At 68.8% G+C, this 20,542-nt stretch carries 20 protein-coding genes; 13 read left to right on the forward strand and 7 right to left on the reverse strand.

Features of this window, described 5'->3' with window-relative positions; all coding sequences use genetic code 11:
* The 3 genes from NYZ95_RS20585 to NYZ95_RS14810 form a co-directional block, all read right to left on the reverse strand.
* On the reverse strand, positions 1-546 hold a 546-nt coding region (locus NYZ95_RS20585), incomplete at its 3' end, for a DUF6542 domain-containing protein (RefSeq protein WP_372500503.1).
* A gap of 28 nt (positions 547-574) precedes the next feature.
* Positions 575-1,723, reverse strand: coding sequence for a DNA recombination protein RmuC (locus tag NYZ95_RS14805; protein WP_262852094.1), 1,149 nt, complete (start codon positions 1,721-1,723; stop codon positions 575-577).
* The gene (locus tag NYZ95_RS14810) at positions 1,720-3,006 is read right to left on the reverse strand and encodes an MFS transporter (protein WP_262852095.1); all 1,287 of its coding nucleotides are present in this window, start codon (positions 3,004-3,006) and stop codon (positions 1,720-1,722) included. Before NYZ95_RS14810 ends, NYZ95_RS14805 begins: the two co-directional genes overlap by 4 nt.
* A 59-nt stretch (positions 3,007-3,065) precedes the next feature.
* Here NYZ95_RS14810 and NYZ95_RS14815 point away from each other — a divergent pair, with 59 nt between their 5' ends.
* The 4 genes from NYZ95_RS14815 to NYZ95_RS14830 all read left to right on the forward strand — a co-directional run bounded on the left by NYZ95_RS14815 (position 3,066) and on the right by NYZ95_RS14830 (position 6,545).
* On the forward strand, positions 3,066-4,064 hold the full coding sequence (locus NYZ95_RS14815) for an ArsR/SmtB family transcription factor (protein ID WP_262852096.1): 999 nt from the start codon (positions 3,066-3,068) through the stop codon (positions 4,062-4,064).
* Positions 4,061-4,678 carry a GNAT family N-acetyltransferase gene (locus NYZ95_RS14820; RefSeq protein WP_262852097.1) on the forward strand — a complete coding sequence of 206 codons (618 nt, stop codon included), beginning with the start codon at positions 4,061-4,063 and terminating at the stop codon, positions 4,676-4,678. The genes NYZ95_RS14815 and NYZ95_RS14820 overlap by 4 nt, the downstream gene beginning before the upstream one ends.
* 6 nt (positions 4,679-4,684) lie before the next feature.
* Entirely contained in the window at positions 4,685-5,761 is a 1,077-nt protein-coding gene (gene ychF, locus NYZ95_RS14825) for a redox-regulated ATPase YchF (protein ID WP_262852098.1), read from the forward strand.
* Between the two features lie 298 nt (positions 5,762-6,059).
* Positions 6,060-6,545: a hypothetical protein gene (locus NYZ95_RS14830; protein WP_262852099.1), complete on the forward strand. Its 486-nt coding sequence runs from the start codon at positions 6,060-6,062 to the stop codon at positions 6,543-6,545.
* A 133-nt stretch (positions 6,546-6,678) separates the two neighbouring features.
* Here the strand turns inward: NYZ95_RS14830 and NYZ95_RS14835 are convergent.
* Both NYZ95_RS14835 and NYZ95_RS14840 read right to left on the reverse strand, forming a co-directional pair.
* Positions 6,679-7,859 (reverse strand): IS3 family transposase gene (locus tag NYZ95_RS14835; protein WP_262852439.1). Its coding sequence is split into 2 segments (ribosomal slippage): positions 6,679-7,572 and positions 7,575-7,859, totalling 1,179 coding nucleotides; the frame shifts between segments, so codons are not numbered across the junction.
* 61 nt (positions 7,860-7,920) lie between these two features.
* Positions 7,921-9,516, reverse strand: coding sequence for a DEAD/DEAH box helicase family protein (locus NYZ95_RS14840; protein WP_262852100.1), 1,596 nt, complete (start codon positions 9,514-9,516; stop codon positions 7,921-7,923).
* A gap of 131 nt (positions 9,517-9,647) precedes the next feature.
* On the opposite strand from NYZ95_RS14840, the gene NYZ95_RS14845 reads away from it, so the two are divergent.
* The 3 genes from NYZ95_RS14845 to NYZ95_RS14855 all read left to right on the forward strand — a co-directional run bounded on the left by NYZ95_RS14845 (position 9,648) and on the right by NYZ95_RS14855 (position 11,295).
* The gene (locus NYZ95_RS14845) at positions 9,648-9,980 is read left to right on the forward strand and encodes a DUF3024 domain-containing protein (RefSeq protein WP_262852101.1); all 333 of its coding nucleotides are present in this window, start codon (positions 9,648-9,650) and stop codon (positions 9,978-9,980) included.
* Positions 9,981-10,118: 138 nt separating this feature from the next.
* Positions 10,119-10,580, forward strand: coding sequence for a helix-turn-helix domain-containing protein (locus NYZ95_RS14850; protein WP_262852102.1), 462 nt, complete (start codon positions 10,119-10,121; stop codon positions 10,578-10,580).
* Positions 10,581-10,599: 19 nt separating this feature from the next.
* Positions 10,600-11,295 carry a nucleotidyl transferase AbiEii/AbiGii toxin family protein gene (locus tag NYZ95_RS14855; RefSeq protein ID WP_262852103.1) on the forward strand — a complete coding sequence of 232 codons (696 nt, stop codon included), beginning with the start codon at positions 10,600-10,602 and terminating at the stop codon, positions 11,293-11,295.
* 169 nt (positions 11,296-11,464) lie between these two features.
* On the opposite strand, the gene NYZ95_RS14860 is transcribed toward NYZ95_RS14855, so the two are convergent.
* Complete coding sequence (locus NYZ95_RS14860; RefSeq protein WP_262852104.1) at positions 11,465-11,908, reverse strand: hypothetical protein; 444 nt, start codon at positions 11,906-11,908, stop codon at positions 11,465-11,467.
* Positions 11,909-12,063: 155 nt separating this feature from the next.
* On the opposite strand from NYZ95_RS14860, the gene NYZ95_RS14865 reads away from it, so the two are divergent.
* Genes NYZ95_RS14865 through NYZ95_RS14875 form a run of 3 tightly spaced genes read left to right on the forward strand, consistent with a single transcriptional unit; the run spans position 12,064 to position 16,261 of the window.
* Positions 12,064-12,366 carry a hypothetical protein gene (locus tag NYZ95_RS14865; RefSeq protein ID WP_262852105.1) on the forward strand — a complete coding sequence of 101 codons (303 nt, stop codon included), beginning with the start codon at positions 12,064-12,066 and terminating at the stop codon, positions 12,364-12,366.
* Entirely contained in the window at positions 12,357-13,769 is a 1,413-nt protein-coding gene (locus NYZ95_RS14870; protein WP_262852106.1) for a 3' terminal RNA ribose 2'-O-methyltransferase Hen1, read from the forward strand. The genes NYZ95_RS14865 and NYZ95_RS14870 overlap by 10 nt, the downstream gene beginning before the upstream one ends.
* Positions 13,766-16,261: a polynucleotide kinase-phosphatase gene (locus tag NYZ95_RS14875; RefSeq protein WP_262852107.1), complete on the forward strand. Its 2,496-nt coding sequence runs from the start codon at positions 13,766-13,768 to the stop codon at positions 16,259-16,261. Before NYZ95_RS14870 ends, NYZ95_RS14875 begins: the two co-directional genes overlap by 4 nt.
* 22 nt (positions 16,262-16,283) lie before the next feature.
* Here the strand turns inward: NYZ95_RS14875 and NYZ95_RS14880 are convergent, their stop codons facing one another.
* Positions 16,284-17,306, reverse strand: coding sequence for a LacI family DNA-binding transcriptional regulator (locus NYZ95_RS14880; RefSeq protein WP_262852108.1), 1,023 nt, complete (start codon positions 17,304-17,306; stop codon positions 16,284-16,286).
* 170 nt (positions 17,307-17,476) lie between these two features.
* Here NYZ95_RS14880 and NYZ95_RS14885 point away from each other — a divergent pair, with 170 nt between their 5' ends.
* The 3 genes from NYZ95_RS14885 to NYZ95_RS14895 are packed head-to-tail and all read left to right on the forward strand — an operon-like array spanning position 17,477 to position 20,534.
* On the forward strand, positions 17,477-18,775 hold the full coding sequence (locus tag NYZ95_RS14885) for an extracellular solute-binding protein (protein WP_262852109.1): 1,299 nt from the start codon (positions 17,477-17,479) through the stop codon (positions 18,773-18,775).
* Complete coding sequence (locus NYZ95_RS14890; protein WP_262852110.1) at positions 18,772-19,707, forward strand: carbohydrate ABC transporter permease; 936 nt, start codon at positions 18,772-18,774, stop codon at positions 19,705-19,707. Before NYZ95_RS14885 ends, NYZ95_RS14890 begins: the two co-directional genes overlap by 4 nt.
* Complete coding sequence (locus NYZ95_RS14895; protein WP_262852111.1) at positions 19,704-20,534, forward strand: carbohydrate ABC transporter permease; 831 nt, start codon at positions 19,704-19,706, stop codon at positions 20,532-20,534. The genes NYZ95_RS14890 and NYZ95_RS14895 overlap by 4 nt, the downstream gene beginning before the upstream one ends.
* Positions 20,535-20,542: the final 8 nt, after the last annotated feature.

The raw sequence follows: 20,542 nt of genomic DNA on the forward strand, positions 1-20,542 counted from the left end.
GGGGGCCGCGCGCGGGGGGGGGGGGGGGGCGGGGCGCGCCCCCCCCCCCCCCCCCCCCCCCCCCCCCCCCCCCCCCCCCCCCCCCCGCCGTGGCGCGCTCCTGCGCCACATCACGGCGCTGAGCGTGAGACCGAAGGCGACGACGAGCGCGATCGCGTGGTGCGCGAGCGCGACGACGACCATCTGGACCACCGACGCGTCCGGCGGGGTCCCGGGCTCGTCGATCGCAGACGGCTCGACCGCGGCGACGACGAGCAGCACGGCCAGGAGGGTGAGCGGAGGCACGACCATCGGCGCGTACAGGGCTTCGCGGGAGGCTGCGAGCGCGTTCGTGGTCGACACGAGGACGAACATCGTGTCGAAGAACCACCCGAGCCGGCCGGTGGCGGCGATCTCGAGCCATGCCGTGGAGGACGCCAGGACGACCGCGACGAGAGCGATCCCTCGCGCGGTCAAGTCGTACTGGGCGGCACGGGCCGTCCACGCCTTGCGGTGGCGTGGCTTCGGCCGGCGCGGCCCGCGTGAGAGCCTGGCCCACTCCTGCACGGCTCCACGCTAGGGCCGTGCAGCCCGATCACCCCGTACGGCGCGCCGAGTGTGGATCGCCGGGCCCGTCGGCGCGGGCGATCTCGTCCGACACCAGGGCGTCGACGAGGGGATCGGAGACCAGCTCGGGCGCCTGGAGCGTCCGGGCGCGGGTCTCGACCGGCGGGGGTGCGGCGAGATCGGCGTCCGGCGCGTGCAGCTCGGACATGCGGCGGGCGGTGACGAGCACACGCGTCTCGAGCGACCCGACCGCCCCGTTGTACGCGCCGACGGCGGCGTCCAGGCTGCGGCCGACCTTGCCGAAGTGCTTGCTGAGCGTGCCGAGGCGCTCATACAGCTCGCGCGCCAGCGTGTGGACCTCCCGCGCCTGGTCGGCGAGCTGGGCCTGCGTCCACGCGTAGCCAACCGTCCGGAGCAGCGCGATCAGGGTCGTCGGCGTCGCGAGCACGACGCGCTTCGCGGCGGCGTCCTCGAGCACGGACGGGTCGACCTCGAGCGCCGCCGACAGGAAGGCCTCACCCGGCACGAACAGCACCACGAACTCCGGCGTGGTGGTGAACTGGCGCCAGTACGCCTTGGCGGAGAGGCCGTCGACGTGCGTCCGAAGCTGGCGCGCGTGCCGCCGCAGGTGCGCGGCGGACTCCTCTTCGTCCTCGGCCTCGGTCGCGTCGAGGAACGCGTCCAGGGGGACCTTGGAATCGACGACGACCTGCTTGTCACCGGCGAGGTGCACCACCATGTCGGGACGCAGTGCGGCGCCTCCGTCGCGCACGGTCGCCTGCAGGTCGAAGTCGACGCGGTCGACCATGCCCGCGAGCTCGGCCGCTCGCTGCAGGTGCATCTCGCCCCAGCGCCCGCGCACCTGCGGCTTGCGCAGCGCCGTGGCGAGCGAGGCCGTCTCGCGACGCAGCGACTCGCTCGTCGTCCGGACCTGCTCGACCTGCTCGCGCAGCTGGCTCTGCCACGACACGCGCCCCTCCTCGATCTCGCGCAGCCGGCTGTCGAACCGGTCGAGGCTCTCCTTGACCGGACCCACCGCGCGCTCGGCGACGTGCGCCGAGAGCTGGGCGTGGTCGGTGGCGGTCGCCTCGCGACGGCGCAGCAGGCCGCTGCCGAGGAGGACTCCGCAGGCGAGTCCGGCGGCCAGGGCGAGCAGCGCGACGAGGAGCAAGATCATGCGGTCAGGGTGCCAGCGCTCACTGACAGTTCGTCGGAGGCGCCCGTACGCCGCGCGGCGGCCCGTCGCGCCACCCACGCCGCCGCTGTCCCGGCCGTGGCGAACAACGCGCCGAGCACGACCCACCCGACCGTGCCGTGCTGGATCGCGGTCGCCGTGACGAGCACGGGCGACAGCATCGCTGCGACGGCGTACCCGGTCTGGGTGAGGCCCTGGTACGCCCCTGCGCGACGGGGGTCGGCAAGCTCGAACGCCATGCCCCAGCCGCCCGCCTCGCCGAGGATCTCGCCGAGAGCGTGCACGACCGCGGCCAGGACGAGGAGAAGGCACGCGGTGACGACATCGCCGTACCCGGCCAGCGCGTACGCCACGCAGGCCCCGGCCAGCAGCCACGACCCGCGCCGTACGGCGACGCCCGCCCGGCGTACGTCGTGCGTGCCCCGCGACGCACGGACCTGCAGCCCCGCGACGACGACGGTGTTGAGCACCAGCAGCACCGACACCATCGCCGTCGGCGCCTCGGTCGTGGCGATCCAGAGCGGGACGCCCACCGTCTGCAGGCCGAAGTGCAGCGCGACCACGCCGTTGCAGACCACGCTCGCGACGTACGTACGGTCGTGCCACGGCGACGGGCCACGCTCGACCGGTGCGTCGCGCTGCGACACCTCCTCGACCGGCGTCTCGACCATCGCGTCGGCGAGCGCGGGCACCGCGCGCGGGAGCCGTACGAGGGGGACCGTCGCGACCAGCAGCAGGACACCGACCGAGAGCATCGCGGCCTGGTACGCCGCGGCGGTGTCGACGAGCAGCGCGGCCGCGGCGACGACCGTCCCCAGCCCGATGAACACGTTGGTCACCACCCGCATCCGGGCACGGACGGCGACCCGCTCGGGGCCGGTGTACCAGCGGGCGAGCATGGCCTGCTTCGACGTCCCGGTCGCCGAGCGCATCGCGACCGCGACGCAGGCGACCAGCGTGAACACGAGGGCGTTCCCCGCGAGCGTGTAGGCGAGCATGGCCAGCCCGTTCACGCCGACGGCCCACGGCTGGACGCGGTGCGCGCCGACGCGGTCGGAGAGCCAGCCCGCTCCGTACGACGCGAGCACGCCGACGCCGCCGGCGATCCCCAGACCGAGCCCGACCGTCGTCGCGTCCAGGCCGATCACGCGCGTGAAGTACAGCGCGCTGACCGTGTAGAAGACGCCGCTGGACAGGGCGAAGGCCATCGTGCTGAGCGTCAGCGAACGCGCGACGCGGTCGTGGGGGAGGAAGGTCTCGATCACGAGGACAGTTCTCGCTGATTGCCCGACGAAACCAAACAGATATAGCGTATGGCTTTATGATGCGCGGCCTGATCGAGTACGAGCTGAGCGGGTGGGACCTTGCCGAGGTCCGGTTCGCGCTGTCCCCGATCAACGAGCTGACGCTGTCGCTGCGGACCTTCCGCGAGCCGGGGCGCTATCCCGTGCACCTGCCGTGGCTGCGCGAGACGCAGGATGCGCGCACCCGCCTGGACGTGGCCATGCTCCGTGCGCTGAGCAACGACGACCTGTCGACGCCGGACTTCCTCACGCCCCGCCCTGCCGGCCCGCTGACCCGGATCGAGGACGAGCTCCGGCTCGTGGCGAAGGTCCCGGACGGCCGCATGCGCGACGACCTGCGCGCCCTCCACCCCGCACGGATGCCGCCCGCGCTGCGCGGACCCGCCGACGAGGTCCGCGCGCGGATGCTGCGCGCGCTGACGGCGTACTGGGAGACCTGCTTCGCCCCCTGGTGGCCCCGCATGCGGACGGTGCTCCAGGCCGACATCGTCCACCGCGGCCAGGTGATGGCGAACGAAGGCGTCGCGGCGATGTTCGGCGGCCTCGGCGAACGCATCTCGATGGAGGGCGACGTCGTACGGATCCGGCTCAACACCCCGCTGCGGAGCCGTCGCCAGACGCGGGGCCGAGGACTGACCCTGGTGCCGACGCTGTTCACCCGCCGTGGTGCGAGCGTGCCGATCGCCGAGGACGAGCCGCCGATGATCATGTACGGCGCGCGCGGTGCCGCAACGCTGTGGGAGGCCGAGCCGAGGCGGTCGCCGAAGGTCCTCGCCGACCTCCTGGGCGCCACCCGGGCCGGGCTGCTGGTGGCGCTCGCAGCGCCGGCGTCGTCGACCGAGCTGGCCGGACGCCTCGGCGTCACCCCGCCCGCGGTCAACCAGCACCTGCGGGCCATGCGCGACGCCGGCCTGCTGACCAGCGCCCGGCACGGACGGTCGGTGCTCTACCTGCGCTCCGAGCTCGGCGACGCCCTCGTCGGCGAAGCGTCGGCGGCAGGTGGTACGAACGAGGGGTGAGCGACTTGTCGACACGCACCACGCTGCCGCTGCCGATCGAGACCGAGCGGCTCGTCCTGCGCCCGTACGCGTACGACGACGCCGCCCGCGTGCTCGACATCCACGGTCGGCTCGACGTGATCCGTTGGCTCGGCGACCCGCCGTTCACGCCGATGGCGTCGCTGGAGGAGGCACGGACCTGGATCGACGAACTCAACGCGCTGCCGGAGACCGACCTCCGGTGCGTCGGGCTCGCCGTCGAGGTGCGCGACACCGGTGCCGTCGCGGGCACGGTGATGATCACGCCGTGCCCCAACAGCGACCCGCTCGACCTGCAGGTCGGCTGGCATCTCCACCCGGACGCGACCGGCCGCGGCTACGCGACGGAGGGCGCGAAGGCACTGCTCGACGCGGCGTACGCGCACTTCGACGGCTCGACGCCGGCGCGGCCGCTGCTCGGCGAGGTGTGGTGCGGGATGTACCCGGACAACCACGGCTCCGCGGCGGTCGCCACGCGTCTCGGTCTCGAGGACCTGGGGATCCGCGACGACCCCTGGTACGACGGTGACAGCCACCTCTTCCGGACCACCCGCGACCACTGGACGGGAGCCGGGCGGAAGCGCCCCGTACGCTAGTTCCTCGTGGCACTCAGCATCGGCATCGTCGGACTCCCCAACGCGGGCAAGTCGACCCTCTTCAACGCCCTGACCAAGAACGACGTCCTCGCGGCGAACTACCCGTTCGCGACGATCGAGCCCAACGTCGGTGTGGTCGGCGTCCCCGACCCGCGGCTCGGCGAGCTGGCGAAGATCTTCGGCTCGGAGAAGATCATCCCCGCGACCGTGCAGTTCGTCGACATCGCCGGCATCGTCCGCGGCGCGTCGGAGGGTGAGGGCCTGGGCAACAAGTTCCTCAGCCACATCCGCGAGTCGGACGCGATCTGCCAGGTCACGCGCGTCTTCCGCGACCCCGACGTCACCCACGTCGACGGCAAGGTCTCGCCCAGCGACGACATCGAGACGATCCGCACCGAGCTGATCCTCGCCGACCTCCAGACGATCGAGAACGCGCTGCCGCGCCTGGAGAAGGACGCGAAGAAGGACAAGGAGCTCGTACCGGTCGTCGAGGCCGTCAAGGAGGCGCGGACCCACCTCGAGGCCGGTACGGGCGTGTTCGCCGCCGGACTCGACCCGGCGCCGCTGCGCGACCTGCACCTCCTCTCGGCCAAGCCGCAGCTGTTCGTCTTCAACTGTGACGCCGACGAGCTTGCCGACGAGGAGCTCAAGCAGCGCATGCGCGACATCGTGGCGCCCGCCGAGGCCGTGTTCCTCGACGCGAAGTTCGAGGCCGAGCTGGTCGAGCTCGGCGACGACGACGAGGCGCGCGAGATGCTCGCCGAGATGGGCATCGACGAGCCGGGCCTCGACGTGCTCGCGCGGGTCGGGTTCGAGACCCTCGGGCTGCAGACGTACCTCACCGCCGGGCCGAAGGAGGCCCGCGCCTGGACGATCAAGAAGGGCGCGACCGCGCCCGAGGCCGCCGGCGTGATCCACACCGACTTCCAGCGTGGCTTCATCAAGGCCGAGATCGTCTCGTTCGACGACCTCGTCGCCGCGGGCTCGATGAGCGCGGCGAAGGCGGCGGGCAAGGTCCGCATGGAGGGCAAGGACTACGTGATGGCCGACGGCGACGTCGTGGAGTTCCGCTTCAACGTCTGAATCGACGCGTTTGCGCAGGTCAGAGGGGGTGTAGGCCCTATCAGTCCGCACAGAGTCCGCAAAAATTTCAGCAGGATGGGCTCGATCGGGCCCTTTCGGTGGGCACTCGCCGGACTGGGTGCCACCAGCTGGCACGCTCTGCGACGTGCCCCTTTGCCGGCATGACGCACGGAGAATCACGGGTCCGAACGGGAGCCCCCTGCTTCTGACGATTGCCGGAGCCGGAGCCGGACTCGGTCGCCGCATTCCGGCAGATCCGACCGGCCGGTCAGGTGCCTGGCCGTGGGACGCTGTGCGCATGTCGTCGGAGTCGGAACACATCCTCCTCGACCTGTCGGGCACGGATGATCGGGCGCAGGCGATAGCTCGTGCGGCGCACGGGTGCCCCGAGGGCTATACCGCCGTGGCCAAGAAGCACATGGTCGGCCAGACCGCGCTCACGACCGGATTCATGCTGTTCGGATCGTTCGTCTCGCGGATGCGTGGGCTACACGAGGCTGTCGTCCGCGAGATCGCCCGCGACAACCCGCACGCGGTCTTACCGCTGATCCGCGCATGGGTCGAAGCGGTGACGATCGGTCTCTATGTGCTTAGGAACCCTACCTACGTCGATTACCTGCTGAGTGGTCCTGGTGACAATCGACCAGCGAAGAAGAGTTTTCAAGCAATGTTTCATGCCGTCAGGGAAGACGCTGGGCAACTGGAGCTCGTGTATCGGCAACTGTCGGACTACAGCCACTTTGGCTCGCTGGCGGTGCGGAACGCGCACTCCATTGAGGATTAGGACGAGCGCACTGTCTCTTGGACTGATGCCCCTCGCTGGCGCGATGTACGGCACCTCCAGGTCGCCTGCGTTCAGGCACATGAACTTGCCATCAACGGGCCGGGGCTGATGCACGCGTAGGTGACAGGTTTGGTTAGGCAGCCTGAGTGGCTGGCGTGGTCATGATGGTCTCGAACTCAACGGGCGTCAGTCGGCCCAGCCGGGCTTGCCGTCGGCGGCGGTGGTAGGTCCGTTCGATCCAGGTCACCATCGCGATCCGGAGGTCCTCGCGGGTGGCCCAGGGCTGCCGGTCGAGCACGTTGCGTTGCAGCAGGCTGAAGAAGCTTTCCATCGCTGCGTTGTCCCCGGCTGAGGCGACTCGACCCATCGATCCGACCAGATCGTGGGCGGCCAGGGCACGGCGCAGTTTCCTGGAGACGAATTGCGATCCTCTGTCGCTGTGGACCACGCATCCGGCCACGTCATCACCGGCCGCGCGGCGCATCGCGACGGCGTTGTTGACCGCGGCGACCGCCAGCCGGGACTTCATTCGTGAGTCGATGGAGTAGCCCACGATCCGGTTGGAGTACACGTCCTTGACCGCGCAGATGTAGAGCTTGCCTTCCCGGGTCCAGTGCTCTGAGATGTCGGTCAGCCACAACCGGTTCGGGCGATCGGCCCGGAATACCCGTTCGACGAGGTCGTCGTGCACCGCCGGCCCGGGGCGCTTGCCCGCACCGCGTCTGGGCTTGCCGAACACGCACCACCACTCGTTGTCGCGACAGATCCGCCACGCAGTACGGTCCGCCATCTGTTGACCGTGCTCGAAGGCGGCCTCGTCGGCCAGGAGCCGGTACCCGAACTCGGGGTCCTCGCGATGCGCGTCGAACAGCGCGTTGGCGCGGTAGGCCTCGACCAGCTCGGACTCCGTCACCGGACACTCGAGCCAGCGGTAGTAGGGCTGGCGGGCGATCTTCAGCACCCGGCACGTCACCGCGACGGGGATCCCGTCGTCAGCCAGCTCTCGGACGAGCGGGTACATCATTTTCCCGGCAGGTTGGCCTGCGACAGATAGGCAGCGGCCCGGCGCAGGACCTCGTTCTCCTGCTCGAGCAGACGCACGCGCTTGCGCAACTCACGGTTCTCGGCATTCTCCGCCGCGGTCGCACCGGGCTTGACGCCGTCCTCGACGTCGGCGGACTTCATCCAGTTCGCCAGACAGGACTCACTGATGCCGAAGTCGGCAGCGATCTGCTTGAGATGGACGCCCGGCTCACGGTTCCTCGCGACCCGAACAACGTCGTCGCGGAACTCCTTGGGGTACGGCTTCGGCACGGTGTACATCCTTCCAGCGGCACCTCTCGGCACCACAGATCAGATGTCACCTAGCCGTGCATCAGCCCCTGTCGACGGTGACCGCGATCCGGAGCGCCGGGCTGGTGCGGAAGGCAGCGAGCTGCTGGTCGGCGTTGCGGGCGGTGTAGGTGATCTTTGCGGCGAAGTCGTTGCCCTTGCCGAACACCTCACGTACTTGGGTGACGATCTCTTCGGCGTGGGCGTCGTCCTTGGCGAAGATGAGGGTTTTCGGCACGGTTGACCGGCCCGGGAAGATCTCGGTGAAGAGCTTGTCCCGGAAGGTCTCCAGCACGGTGCGGATCTGGTCGGTCGCGGTCACTGCGCGGTCGAGCTGGCCGCTGGTGTACTCGAGGTCCTCGTCGAGGGCCTCGTAGCGCTGGGCGCGGGTTCGTCGGTCGACCTTGGGGACGACCGTCCCGGCCTCGATCGTCGAGCCCTGGTCGCTGATCTGGGTCTTGATCCGGTAGATGTCGAAGTCGACGTTGACGTTGTCGGCCACCGACTGCGGGTAGGTGTACTCCGAGACCAGATTCTGCTTGAAGAACCCGAAGGTCTGCTTGCCGGGGGTGGCGGTGAGGCCGACGACGTGGGCGTCGAAGTACTCCAGGACGCCGCGCCACTGGCCGTAGATCGAACGATGGGCCTCGTCGACAACGATGAGGTCGAACGTCTCCGGTGGGATGTCGGAGTTGTAGCCGACGGTGACCGGGGTGTCTGGCACCCAGCCGTCCAGCTCGGGGTCGTCGCTCTCACCGACCTCCTCGTTGCGCAGCGCCTTGAAGACGCGCTGGATAGTGGAGATCGCGAGGGCCGTCGACTCCGGCATAGGGCCGCGGTTGAGCCGGTTCACGTTGTAGAGCTCGGTGAAGCGGCGGCCGTCGTCAGGGGTGCGGTAGTTCTCGAACTCCGCCATCGTCTGCTTGGCCAGGTTGTTGCGGTCGACGAGGAACAAGATCCGGTCGAACCCGCCGAACTTCAGCAGCCGGTATGACAGCGTCACGGCCGCGTAGGTCTTGCCGGCGCCCGTCGCCATCTGCACCAGGCTCCGGTCGTAGCGCTGCTCGCGCAGGCTCTGCTCGACGCCGTTGATCGCCTCGATCTGCGCCGGCCGTAGCGGAGTGGTGTCCAGCGGAGGCATCGCGGTGACCTTGCCCCGCCAGGTCGGGTGTTCCTCGTCCTTGCTGCGCAGGGTCTTCGCGAGTGTCGCCGCCTTGGGGAAGTTGAAGATCCGCCGGGCCCGCGGGTCGGGATCGAAGCCGTTGGTGAAGTGGGTCTCGGTGCCGCTGGCCTCGAAGACGAAGGGGAGCCGGCCGTCCTTAGTCAGTGCTGCGAGCCTGACGTCGGCCGGGAGACCGTCGGCGTACATCGCTGACTGCCACTCGACACCCGACAGGGGAGTGCCCTCCGGCTTGGCCTCGATCACCCCGACGACCCTCTGGTCGACGTAGAGCAGGTAGTCGGCTCGACCGTGCCCGGCCGCCATCGTCGCCTCGCTTCGCGCGACGCCCTGGGCCGCGAACAGGTTGAGCGACCTGCTGTCCTGCACCGACCAGCCTGCGTTGGTGAGCTGTCGGTCGATCAAGACGCGGGCTCGCGCCTCCGCGGCAAGGCGGTTGGCGTCGTCCCCGAGGTTCATGGTGCTACTGAGGTTATCGTCGTGTCTCGGCGTCGGCAGGCGGATCGACGACGCGGGTCGGAGTGCACCGACTCTCTCCGATCCGCTCCGTGGTTGCCGGTGCTTGTCCCCGAACTGACTGGAAGGGTGCGATGGCGCTTCCCGAGACTGATCTGCACCGCATCCGCCTCTGGGCGCGCGAGCGCGTGCCCGAGCACCTGTGGGACCAGGTCAAGGTCGAGGCCGACGTCTCCGACCGACACGTCGACATCGTCGAGGTGCGGCCGCCGTGGGACGGTGTCGGTGAGCACACCCGGTTCCCGATCGCGCGGCTTAGGTACACGAAGTCGACAGGCCAATGGGCGATCTACTGGCGCGACCGAAACCTGAAGTTCCACGAGTACAAGCGCAAGCGCCCGACGAAGAGCGTCCAGGCGCTCCTGGAATACATCGACAGCAGCGGTGACCCGATCTTCTGGGGTTAGCGCGCTCGAGCCCAGAGAGTGTCTCTTGGACGAACTGGACGCACGGCTGGCTTCACGCGGTCTAGCCGTTTGACCGAGAGATCCTTCAAAATGTTTCTCATTATTGACTCAAGGTCCTGAATGACTAAAATGAGAAACATGCCAGCCCCTAGCCCGTACACGAGTCCCGAGCAACAGGCGGACCTCGAACGCCTGGGCGCCCGGCTGCGTGAACGCCGAAAGGCCCTCGGTGTCACGGTAGTCGCCTGTGCCGAAGCTGCTGGCGTTTCGCGTGTCACCCTGCACAGGATCGAGGCCGGCAACCCCTCGGTCACGATCGGCGCCTACGTCAACGTTGCCGCCACACTCGGACTTCACCTCGTCATCCCGATCCTCGACGCCCCAGCAGCAGAACCGGCGACGATCACGGTCGGCGACTACCCCGGCCTCCGCACGCTGGCATGGCAGACCGACGCCGGCACCACCATCACCGAGACGGAGGCGCTCAACCTCTACGAACGCGGTTGGCGACACCTCAACCAGGAAGCCCTCACCGATCACGAGAAGGCGTTCATCCAGCACCTGGCGGACACCTACAGCAACGGGCGGCTCCTTGTTTAGGCGGCTGCACCACCAGCAGGTGGCCGAGGTGCTGTCGATCCTCGACGGACCGCTCCTGGCCGAGCACAACTGCTGGTTCGGAGGCGGCACCGCGATCGTCCTCGCCAACGGTGAGTTCCGCGAATCGGTCGACATCGACTTCCTGGTCTCCGACCCGCAGTCCTACCGAGCGCTGCGCCAGATGGTCAGGGACCGCGGGCTCGACGTCCTGGCCACACGCGAACTGGAGTTAGGTCGAACACCCTCTGTTGACGGTTACGGCATCAGGACCTCGGTGCTCGTTGCGGGGATGGCGATCAAGTTCGAGATCATCCACGAAGGACGCATCGACCTCGACACACCCTCCCCGGACGATGAGATCTGCGGGTTACGGATCCTGACGCGAACCGACCAGGTCGCAACCAAGCTGCTTGCCAATGACGACCGCTGCGCAGACACGTCGACGTTCAGCCGCGACCTCATCGACCTGGCCATGATGAAACCCGACAGGGTCGCCCTGAAGGCTGGCGCGCGCAAGGCAGTCGATGCGTACGGCAAGACGGTCGGCGAGAGCCTCAACAACGCAGTCACCTACCTCCGAGATCGCCCGCACCGTCTCGACGACTACATCCGCGCACTCAAGATCGACGCGCCCCGAGCAGTTGTCTGGCAGAGCATCCGCGATCTTTACGCAAGGTGCGCGAAGATCGAAGGTCTAGGTCGGGGCTCGGACTAGCCTTCCCGTCCAGCGGTCCGCAAACAGTCCGCAAGAAGTCCTGCCGAGACCGACGATCGCCAACGACGTCCAACGGTTCCGCCAACGCGTTTCCGCAGGTCAAACCGTGTTTTCCGGCTTCTGCCGCCGATGACCAACAGCAGTCGAAACCCCGCGTGGTCGTTCCGCTTCAACGTCTGAGGTGGCATAAGCGTGAGGCGCTCGCGCCGTACAGGAGACGTCTGACGGCCGCCCGCGACGCCAGCAGCGCCACGACGAGGAGCGTCACGGGGAGGAAGCCGCCGAGGCTGACCGCGCCGCCGAAGGCGACGTCGATCAGCCAGAGCACGACGAGCTTGCTCCCCGCGGCGACCACCCAGAGCATGAGGGCGGAGGTCGTCTTCGCCAGTCGTGTGTTCGCCCCCCGCAGCCGCGCCATCACGGCGCCCTTGAGCAGGAGCACGAGCTCGAGGGTGACCTTCAGCAGGACAGCGGTCAGCAGCGAGAGGGTGAACGTCTCGCTGATCACCTCCGGGAGGTACTCGATGGCGAGGTTGAGCACCACCACGTAGACGAACACGTCGATGACGTCGGCAGGGCGGGTGACGGCCCAGGCGCGCAGCTGTCCGGTCATGGGGCCGATCCTGCCGGACCGCACGCTTTGTCCGCATCGGATCTCGGCAGCTCCGCGGGCCCCGTTGGCGCGTGAGATTCTCGCCGAGATGGGTCTCGTCTACTGAGTCGTCTTTCTCAGCGGCTGGATGGTCCTGCGGGCGGCTGGCGGCCTCGATGTTCCTCCAGGACGGCGGATGGCTCGGCACCGCGTTCAACCTCGTGACGCTCGCGGTCTCGGTCGTGCTCGTCGCCACGGTCTTCTCGGGACCGCTCCTCGTCACGCTGTTCGTGGTCGCCGCGGCGTGCGTCCTCGTCCGGTGGGGACGAGGGATCGATCGTACGATCATTCCTTCGTCGTCCTCCTGGCGACCGCGGTCGTCCTGGTCGCCGCCGCACTGCTCCGCCGGCGAGGTTCGGCCTGAGGAAATCGGGCGCGAGCGGCGGTCCCCGTGGTGCAGACTGTGCCGGTGCTGCTGACAATCTCGGCCGGTCGTTCGGCGGTTCTCGAGACACCTGCGGATCTCGGTTACCTGCTGCACAAGCATCCCGACCGGGTCCAGTCGTTCGCTGTCTACGGAGGCACGGCACACGTCTTCTATCCCGAGGTGAGCAGCGACCGCTGCACGGCGGCGATGGTGCTCGAGGTCGATCCCGTGGCGCTGGTCCGAGGGAGGTCCGGCGCTCGGGACGGGTTCACGTTGGGCCAGTACATCAACGACCGCCCGTACGTGGCGTCGTCGTTGCTGGCGGTGGCGATGGCCAAGGTGTTCCGGTCGGCTCTCAACGGCCACGGCAACGGTCACGAGCAGCTGACCGAGTCAGCGCTCGATCTGACGATCACTCTGCCTGTGGTGCCCGGCGCTCCCGACCTCGTACGACGGTTGTTCGCCCCGATGGGGTGGGACGTGACGGCAGCTCCCCTCCCTCTGGACCCGACGGTGCCGGAGTGGGGCGACGCCCCTTTGGTGTCGCTGACGCTCGCAGGCTCGGTCCGCCTGGCCGATGCGCTGAACCACCTGTACGTGCTGCTGCCGGTGCTCGACGACGGCAAGCACTACTGGGTCGGTGACGACGAGGTCGACAAGCTGGTGCGGGCGGGGTCGGGTTGGCTGGAGAAGCACCCTGACAGGGACCTGGTGACGCACCGCTACCTCGCTCATCAGCGCAGGTTGAAAGATGCTGCGACCCTTCGCCTGATCGAGCTGGACGACCGGCCGGTCGAGGAGGCGCTGGAGGACCAGGAGGCCGCAGGCGCACGTCCGCTCGTCCGCCAGCGGCACGACGCGGTGCTGGACATCGCACGTCAGCTTCGCCCGTCGACCGTAGCCGACCTGGGCTGCGGGCCCGGTGCGCTGCTGGCGTCGCTGCTCGAGCTGCAGGGGGTGGTGCGCGTGATCGGCACCGACGTCTCCGACAGCGCGCTGGCGAGGGCGGCCACGCGGTTGCACGTCGACCGGATGACCGAGCGGCAGTCCGAGCGGTTGTCCTTGATGCTCTCGTCGTTGCAGTACGAGGACGACCGACTGGCAGGGATCGATCTCGCGATCTTGATGGAAGTGGTCGAGCACATCGACCCGACGCGGCTGCCGGCGGTCGTAGGAAACGTCTTCGGTTCGATGCGGCCACGTCACGTCGTGGTCACGACCCCTAACACCGAGTACAACGTCCGCTATCCGACGTTGTACGACGGAGGGCTGCGGCACCCTGACCATCGGTTCGAGTGGACGCGCGACGAGCTCGCGAGCTGGGCGACAGCGGTCGCGGAGTCTCACGGCTACGACCTGCAGCTCCGACCCGTCGGAGACGTCGACCCCGAGGTCGGGTCCCCGACGCAGATGGCCGTGTTCAGCCACCACGCGAGCTCGGGAGAGGTCTCATGAGCCAGCTGACCATCCCCGAGCTGTCGCTGGTCCTCCTGGTGGGAACGAGCGGATCGGGCAAGTCGACCTTCGCCGCGACGCACTTCGGACGCACCGAGGTGGTCTCGAGCGACGACTGCCGGGCGATGGTCTCGGACGACGCGAACGACCAAGACGCGAGCCGCGATGCCTTCGACCTGCTGGAGTACATCGTCGGCAAACGCCTGGCGAGGGGACGGTTGACAGTCGTCGACGCCACGAACGTGCAGTCCAAGGCTCGCCGCTCGCTGCTCGAGGTGGCCAAGGAGCACGATGTGCTCCCTGTGGCGATCGTTCTCGACCTGCCGCCCGGGCTCGCCGTGGAGCGCAACGCCTCTCGGCCGGACCGCGATTTCGGTGCTCGCGTCATCAAGCGGCAGCACGACCAGCTCCGCCGCTCGATGCGCGGACTCAGGCGGGAGGGATTCCGCACGATCCACGTGCTGGACTCCGAGGAGGCGGTCGCGGAGGCGTCTGTGGTGCGCACCCGACTGTTCAACGACCGCCGTGACGAGCGCGGCCCGTTCGACCTGATCGGTGACGTCCACGGGTGCAGCGGAGAGCTGCTGCTCCTGCTCGACGAGCTGGGTTACGTCGTCGCCTTCGACGAGGAGGGCAGGGCCGTCGACGCTGCGCACCCCGACGGAAGGAAAGTCGTCTTCGTGGGCGACCTGGTCGACCGCGGACCGGACTCGCCCGGCGTGCTTCGTCTGGTGATGGGGATGGTCGCGAGCGCGAACGCTCTGTGCGTCGCGGGCAACCACGAGGCCAAGCTGGTGCGCGCGCTCGGCCGCAAGGACGTCAAGGCAACCCACGGCTTGCAGGAGACGCTCGACCAGCTGGCTCGCGAGGACGAGGAGTTCGTCATCCGGGCACGGGAGTTCTGCGACAGCCTCGTCGCTCACTACGTCTTGGACGGCGGCAGTCTTGTCGTCGCCCACGCGGGGCTGAAGGAGAAGTACCACGGTCGGGCATCGGGCCGCGTTCGCGCGTTCGCGCTCTACGGAGACACCAGCGGCGAGACCGACGAGTTCGGGCTTCCCGTCCGGTACCCGTGGGCGGAGGAGTATCGCGGAGCGGCCACGGTCGTGTACGGACATACGCCGGTTCCTGCGGCCGAGTGGGTCAACAACACGATGTGCCTCGACACCGGTTGCGTGTTCGGTGGCAACCTGACCGCTCTGCGCTACCCCGAGCGGGAGGTCGTCTCGGTGCCGGCCCGCGAGACCTACTACGAGCCGGTCCGGCCGTTGGCGCCGCCCGAGCGTGACCCGGAGGTGCTGAGGCTCGACGACGTCCTCGGGCACAGGGTCATCGAGACCGAGCACATGGGTCGGGTGTCGTTGCGCGAGGAGTACGCCGCCGGCGCCCTCGAGGTGATGAGCAGGTTCGCCGTCGCGCCCGCCGACCTGCTCTACCTGCCACCGACGATGTCGCCGGTCGACAGCTCGTCGCGAGAGGGGCTGCTCGAGCACCCGGACGAGGCGTTCAGCTACTACGCCAACCACTCCGTCGACCGCGTGGTCTGCCAGGAGAAGCACATGGGCTCTCGCGCCGTGGTGCGCGTGCACGCTGACGGCACCGGGCTGGTCCACTCTCGCACCGGACGCGCGTTCTTCGACCCGCCCGAGCAGGAGGCGGTGCTGTCGCGCATCGCCACCGCAGCGACCGCTGCCGGTCTGTGGGCCGAGCTCGACGCGACGTGGTTGTTGCTGGACGCCGAGATCTTGCCGTGGACGGCGAAGGCGGAGGTGATGGTCCGCGACCAGTACGCCAGGGTCGGAGCCGCCGCGACGAGCGCCTTGCCGGCCACGATCGAGGTCCTCGAGACGGCGGCCGCGCGAGGCGCTGACGTCAGCGCCCTGCTCGACCGGACCCGGACGCGGTCGACCAACGCCCAGCGTTTCGTCGCCTCCTACCGAAACTACGTCCAGCCGATCGACAACAGCCTCGGCGTGCAGGTCGCGCCGTTCCAGCTGCTCGCCACCGACAGGACGACGTTCGAGACCCGCGACCACCAGTGGCACCTCGACGTCGCTGACCGGCTGGTCGGCGCCGATCCTGAGCTGTTTCGCCCCACCCGACGAACGGTCGTCGACACAGGCGATGACGCTGCTCGTGCTTCCGCGGTGGCATGGTGGGAGGAGCTGACCGCCGGTGGCGGAGAGGGCATGGTCGTCAAACCATTGGCCAACCTGGTGCGGGGACCCAAAGGCCTCGTCCAACCCGGGTTGAAGGTTCGAGGACGGGAGTACCTCCGGATCATCTACGGCGCCGACTACACCGAGCCGTCGACGTTGGCCCGCCTCAAGCAACGAAATCTGGGCCACAAGCGCTCGATGGCACTGCGGGAGTACGCCCTGGGGCTGGAGGCCGTCCGTCGAGCCGCGGCGGGCGATCCGGTCTGGCGGATCCACCAGTGCGTCTTCGGCGCCCTTGCGATGGAGTCGGAGCCCGTCGACCCTCGGCTGTGAGCTCGAGACGCGGCAGCCCAGGTCAGCCCGGTGGCGGCGCGGTCGAGCCTCGTACGACGAGGGTGGTCGCGAGCTGTACCGGCGGGGAGAGGCGGGCGCCGTCGCGGGCGCCCTCGACCGCAGCCTGCATAGCCATCCGGCCCATCTGGGTCAGCGGCTGGCGCACGGTCGTCAGCTGGGGGGAGGCGGCCTGCGCGGCGAAGGTGTCGTCGAACCCGACCACCGACAGGTCCTCGGGGACGCGTAGGCCGACCTGGCGCGCGGCCTCGAGCACGCCGAGGGCCACGGCGTCGCTCGCTGCGAAGATCGCGGTCGGACGTTCACGCGTACGCAGCAGCTCGGTGCAGGCGAGCCCGTCGTCGTAGTCGAACGTGCCCGGCGTGACGACGGCGGCGTTCGCATCGAGCCCGGCTGTCTCGAGGGCGTTGCGGAACCCGGCCAGCCGCTCGTTCGCCGGTGTCGACGCGGGCTGGGCGCCGACGAAGGCGAGCCGCCTGTGTCCGAGCGACAAGAGGTGCTCGGTGGCCTGCACGCCTCCCAGCCAGTTGGTGGCGCCGACGCTCATCACGCCCTCCGGCGCTGCCGCGACCGGGTCGACGACGATGAGCGGCGTCGCCCGTCGGCGGCAGGCCGCGACGTGCTCGTCGGACAGCGGGTTCGTGACGAGGATGAACGCCTGCGCGCCACGCGCCTGCGCCTGCCCGATCCAGGCCGGCGACCCGGGAGCGAAGCGGTTGTCCTCGACGTTGCCGAACTCGTTGACGATGACGATCGCGTCGCGCTCCTGCGCCTCGGCGAGAAGCCCGTCGAGCACCGTCGCCGAGTACGCGTTCGCGAGCCGGTCGAACACCACCCACACCTGCGTGGTGCCCGGCGCCTGCGGGCGTACGGCAGGGACGTAGCCGAGCTCCTCGGCCGCGGCGGCGACCCGGGCCCGCGTCTCCGCAGCGACGTCCGCGCGGTCGTTGAACGCCTTCGACGCGGTGGACTTCGAGACCCCGGCGCGTTCTGCCACCGCTGCCAAGGTCACGGACGTCTCTGTCATGCCTACACCGTACTGGACCCGAAACGTTTCGTCCATCGGATTGCTGTGCCGCGCCGCCAGTCCCAGCCGGAATCACAACCCTAGCTGTCTCTTGTGTCCTACATCACATCAGTCTATGGTCAGAGAAACCGAAACTGTCCGAAACGTTTCGGAACCGAGAGGAAGCGACCATGAGAGGCAACACGAGGCTTGCCGCACTCGGCGCGGCGGTGACTGCGGCCGCGCTCGCCCTGAGCGCGTGCGGAGGCACCGAGCCAGGCGGCGGCGGGAAGGACGCGACCGCCTGGGTCCTGACCGGCGGCCCGGAGGCGACGTTCCGGAGCTCGTTCGAGACGTGGAACAAGGACAACTCCGACCAGAAGATCACCACCGAGTTCTTCGCCAACGACGCGTACAAGGAGAAGATCCGGACCGCCGTCGGCTCCGGCAGCGCTCCCACCCTCATCTTCAACTGGGCCGGCGGCTCGCTCGCCGACTACGTCGAGAACGGCGACGTCGTCGACCTCACCGACCGCACCAAGGACCTCCAGGAGCGCCTGGTCCCGTCGGTGCTCGAGAGCGGCAAGGTCGACGGGAAGCTCTACGCGGTCCCCAACAACAACGCCCAGCCGGTCGTCCTCTTCACCAACAAGAAGGTCCTGGCCGACGCCGGCGTCGACACCGCGCCCGCCACCTTCGACGAGCTCCTCGACGCAGTCGGCAAGCTCAAGCGTGCCGGCGTCGACACGCCGATCGCGCTGGCCGGCCAGAGCCAGTGGCCCGAGCTCATGTGGATCCAGTACCTCGCCGACCGCGTCGGCGGGCCCGAGACGTTCAACGCCGTCCTCAAGGGCGAGCCGGACGCATGGTCGAGCCCCGAGATGCTCAAGGCCCTCGACATGATCACCCAGCTCGTCGACGCCGGTGCGTTCGGCGACAAGTTCGGCTCGGTCGTCGCCGACGCCAACGCCGACGCTGCGCTCCTGCACACCGGCAAGTCCGGGATGTTGCTGCAGGGCGCGTGGACGTACGCGAACTTCCTCATCGACGCCCCCGCGTTCGCCGACAGCGGCGACCTCGGCTTCGCGACGTTCCCCTCGGTCGAGGGCGGCAAGGGTGACCCGGCCAACATCGTCGGCAACCCGGCGAACTTCTGGTCGATCTCCGCGAAGGCGTCCAAGGAGCAGCAGGACATCGCCTTCGACTACCTCAACACGGCGATGTACGACGACGCGTACGTCGACAGCCTGATCGACGGTGGCACGGTGCCCGTCACCGTGGGCGCCGAGGAGAAGATCGCCCAGTCCGAGCAGGCGCCGTTCCTCACGTTCGCGTACGACATGGTGAAGAACGCGCCCAACTTCCAGCTGTCCTGGGACCAGGCGCTGCCGGCGAGCCAGGCACAGGCGCTGCTGACGAACCTCAGCCAGCTCTTCCTCGGCCAGAAGACGCCCGAGCAGTTCGCGAAAGCGATGAACGACGCGTCATGAGCGTTGCTGACCGGGTCCGAGAGCCCCGCCAGAGGGTCGCCTCTCCCGTCGAGAAGCACCCACGACGCCTCGGCCCACCCCTCTGGATGAGCCTGCCGGCCATGGCGTTCTTCGCGTTCTTCGCGATCGTGCCTCTGGTAGGGGTCGTCCTCCTCTCGTTCACGACGTGGGACGGTCTGGGAACCCCCGGGTGGACCGGTGCGTCGAACTGGACGAGGGTGCTCTCGGACCCGGTCACGCAGCACGCCATCAGGCTGTCCGTGATCCTCACGGTCGCCTCCTGGCTGGTCCAGTGCCCCACCAGCCTCCTGCTGGGCGTGTTCATGGCGGGGCGCCAGCGCTACCGCGCCGTGTACGCGGTGCTGTACTTCGTCCCGCTGCTGTTCTCGGCGGCAGCGGTCGGCATCGTCTACAAGGCGCTCCTGGACCCCAACTTCGGTATCGGTCCCGCGACCGGCGTCGGATGGCTCAGCAAGGACTGGCTCGGCAACCCCTCGCTCAGCCTGCCGACGCTGGTCTTCGTCATCGCCTGGTGCTTCATCCCGTTCCACTCGCTCCTCTACCAGGGCGCCGCCCGCCAGATCCCGCGCGAGATGTACGAGGCCGCGACGCTCGACGGCGCGGGGCGGGTCGCCACGTTCTTCCACATCACGCTGCCGCAGCTGAAGAACACGATCATCACGTCGTCGACGCTGATGATCGTCGGCTCGCTGACGTACTTCGACCTCATCTTCGTCATGACGAACGGCGGGCCGGGCAACGCGACCCGCGTCCTGCCGCTCGACATGTACCTGCGCGGCTTCCGCTCGTACGACATGGGTGGCGCCGCCGTCGTCGGCGTGATCCTCGTCGTCGTCGGCCTGGCGATCTCGGCGCTGCTCAACCGGCTCGGCGGCAGCTCCCGCATGGACAGCCAGATGGAGGGCCTGTGAGGCGTACGCGCACCCGTCGTCCCAACGTGCTCGGGGGACTCCTCGGGACGTTCTGGCTCGTGGTCACGCTCGTGCCGGTCTACTACATCGTCGTCACCAGCATCCGACCGCGCGAGGACTACTTCACGTCCAACCCGTTCTCGGTCCCCACGGACCCGACGCTCGCCGCGTACCGCGAGGTCCTCGACGCGGGGTTCATGACGTACCTCGTCAACTCGCTCGTCGTCACCGTCGTGACGGTCGCGGTGACCGTGGTGCTGTCGCTGATGGCGGCGTACGTGATCGTGCACAACCGGTCCGCGACGTCGCGGCGCACGTTCGACGTGCTCCTCCTGGGGATCGCCATCCCGATCCAGGCGACGATCGTGCCCGTCTACTACCTGATCGTCCGCCTCGGCCTGTACGACACGTTGTGGGCGCTGATCCTGCCGTCGATCGCGTTCGCGATCCCGATCTCGGTGCTGATCCTCGTCAACTTCGTCCGCGACATCCCGCGCGAGCTGTTCGAGTCGATGCGGCTCGACGGCGCCTCGGAGTGGAGCCTGCTGTGGCGGCTCGTGGCACCGATGACGCTGCCGGCGATCATCACCGTCGCCATCTACGACGCGCTCAACGTGTGGAACGCGTTCCTCTTCCCGCTGATCCTCACCCAGAGCGCCGACAAGCGGGTGCTGCCGCTCTCGCTCTGGACGTTCCAGGGAGCGTTCACCGTCAACGTGCCCGCGATCCTCGCGGCCGTGGTGCTCTCCGTGCTCCCGCTCCTCGTCGCCTACGCCATCGGACGTCGGTTCCTCGTCTCGGGACTGACGGCGGGCTTCTCCAAGTAAGGACCTCG

Source organism: Mumia quercus (genome assembly GCF_025506335.1).
GTDB classification, from domain to species: domain Bacteria; phylum Actinomycetota; class Actinomycetes; order Propionibacteriales; family Nocardioidaceae; genus Mumia; species Mumia quercus.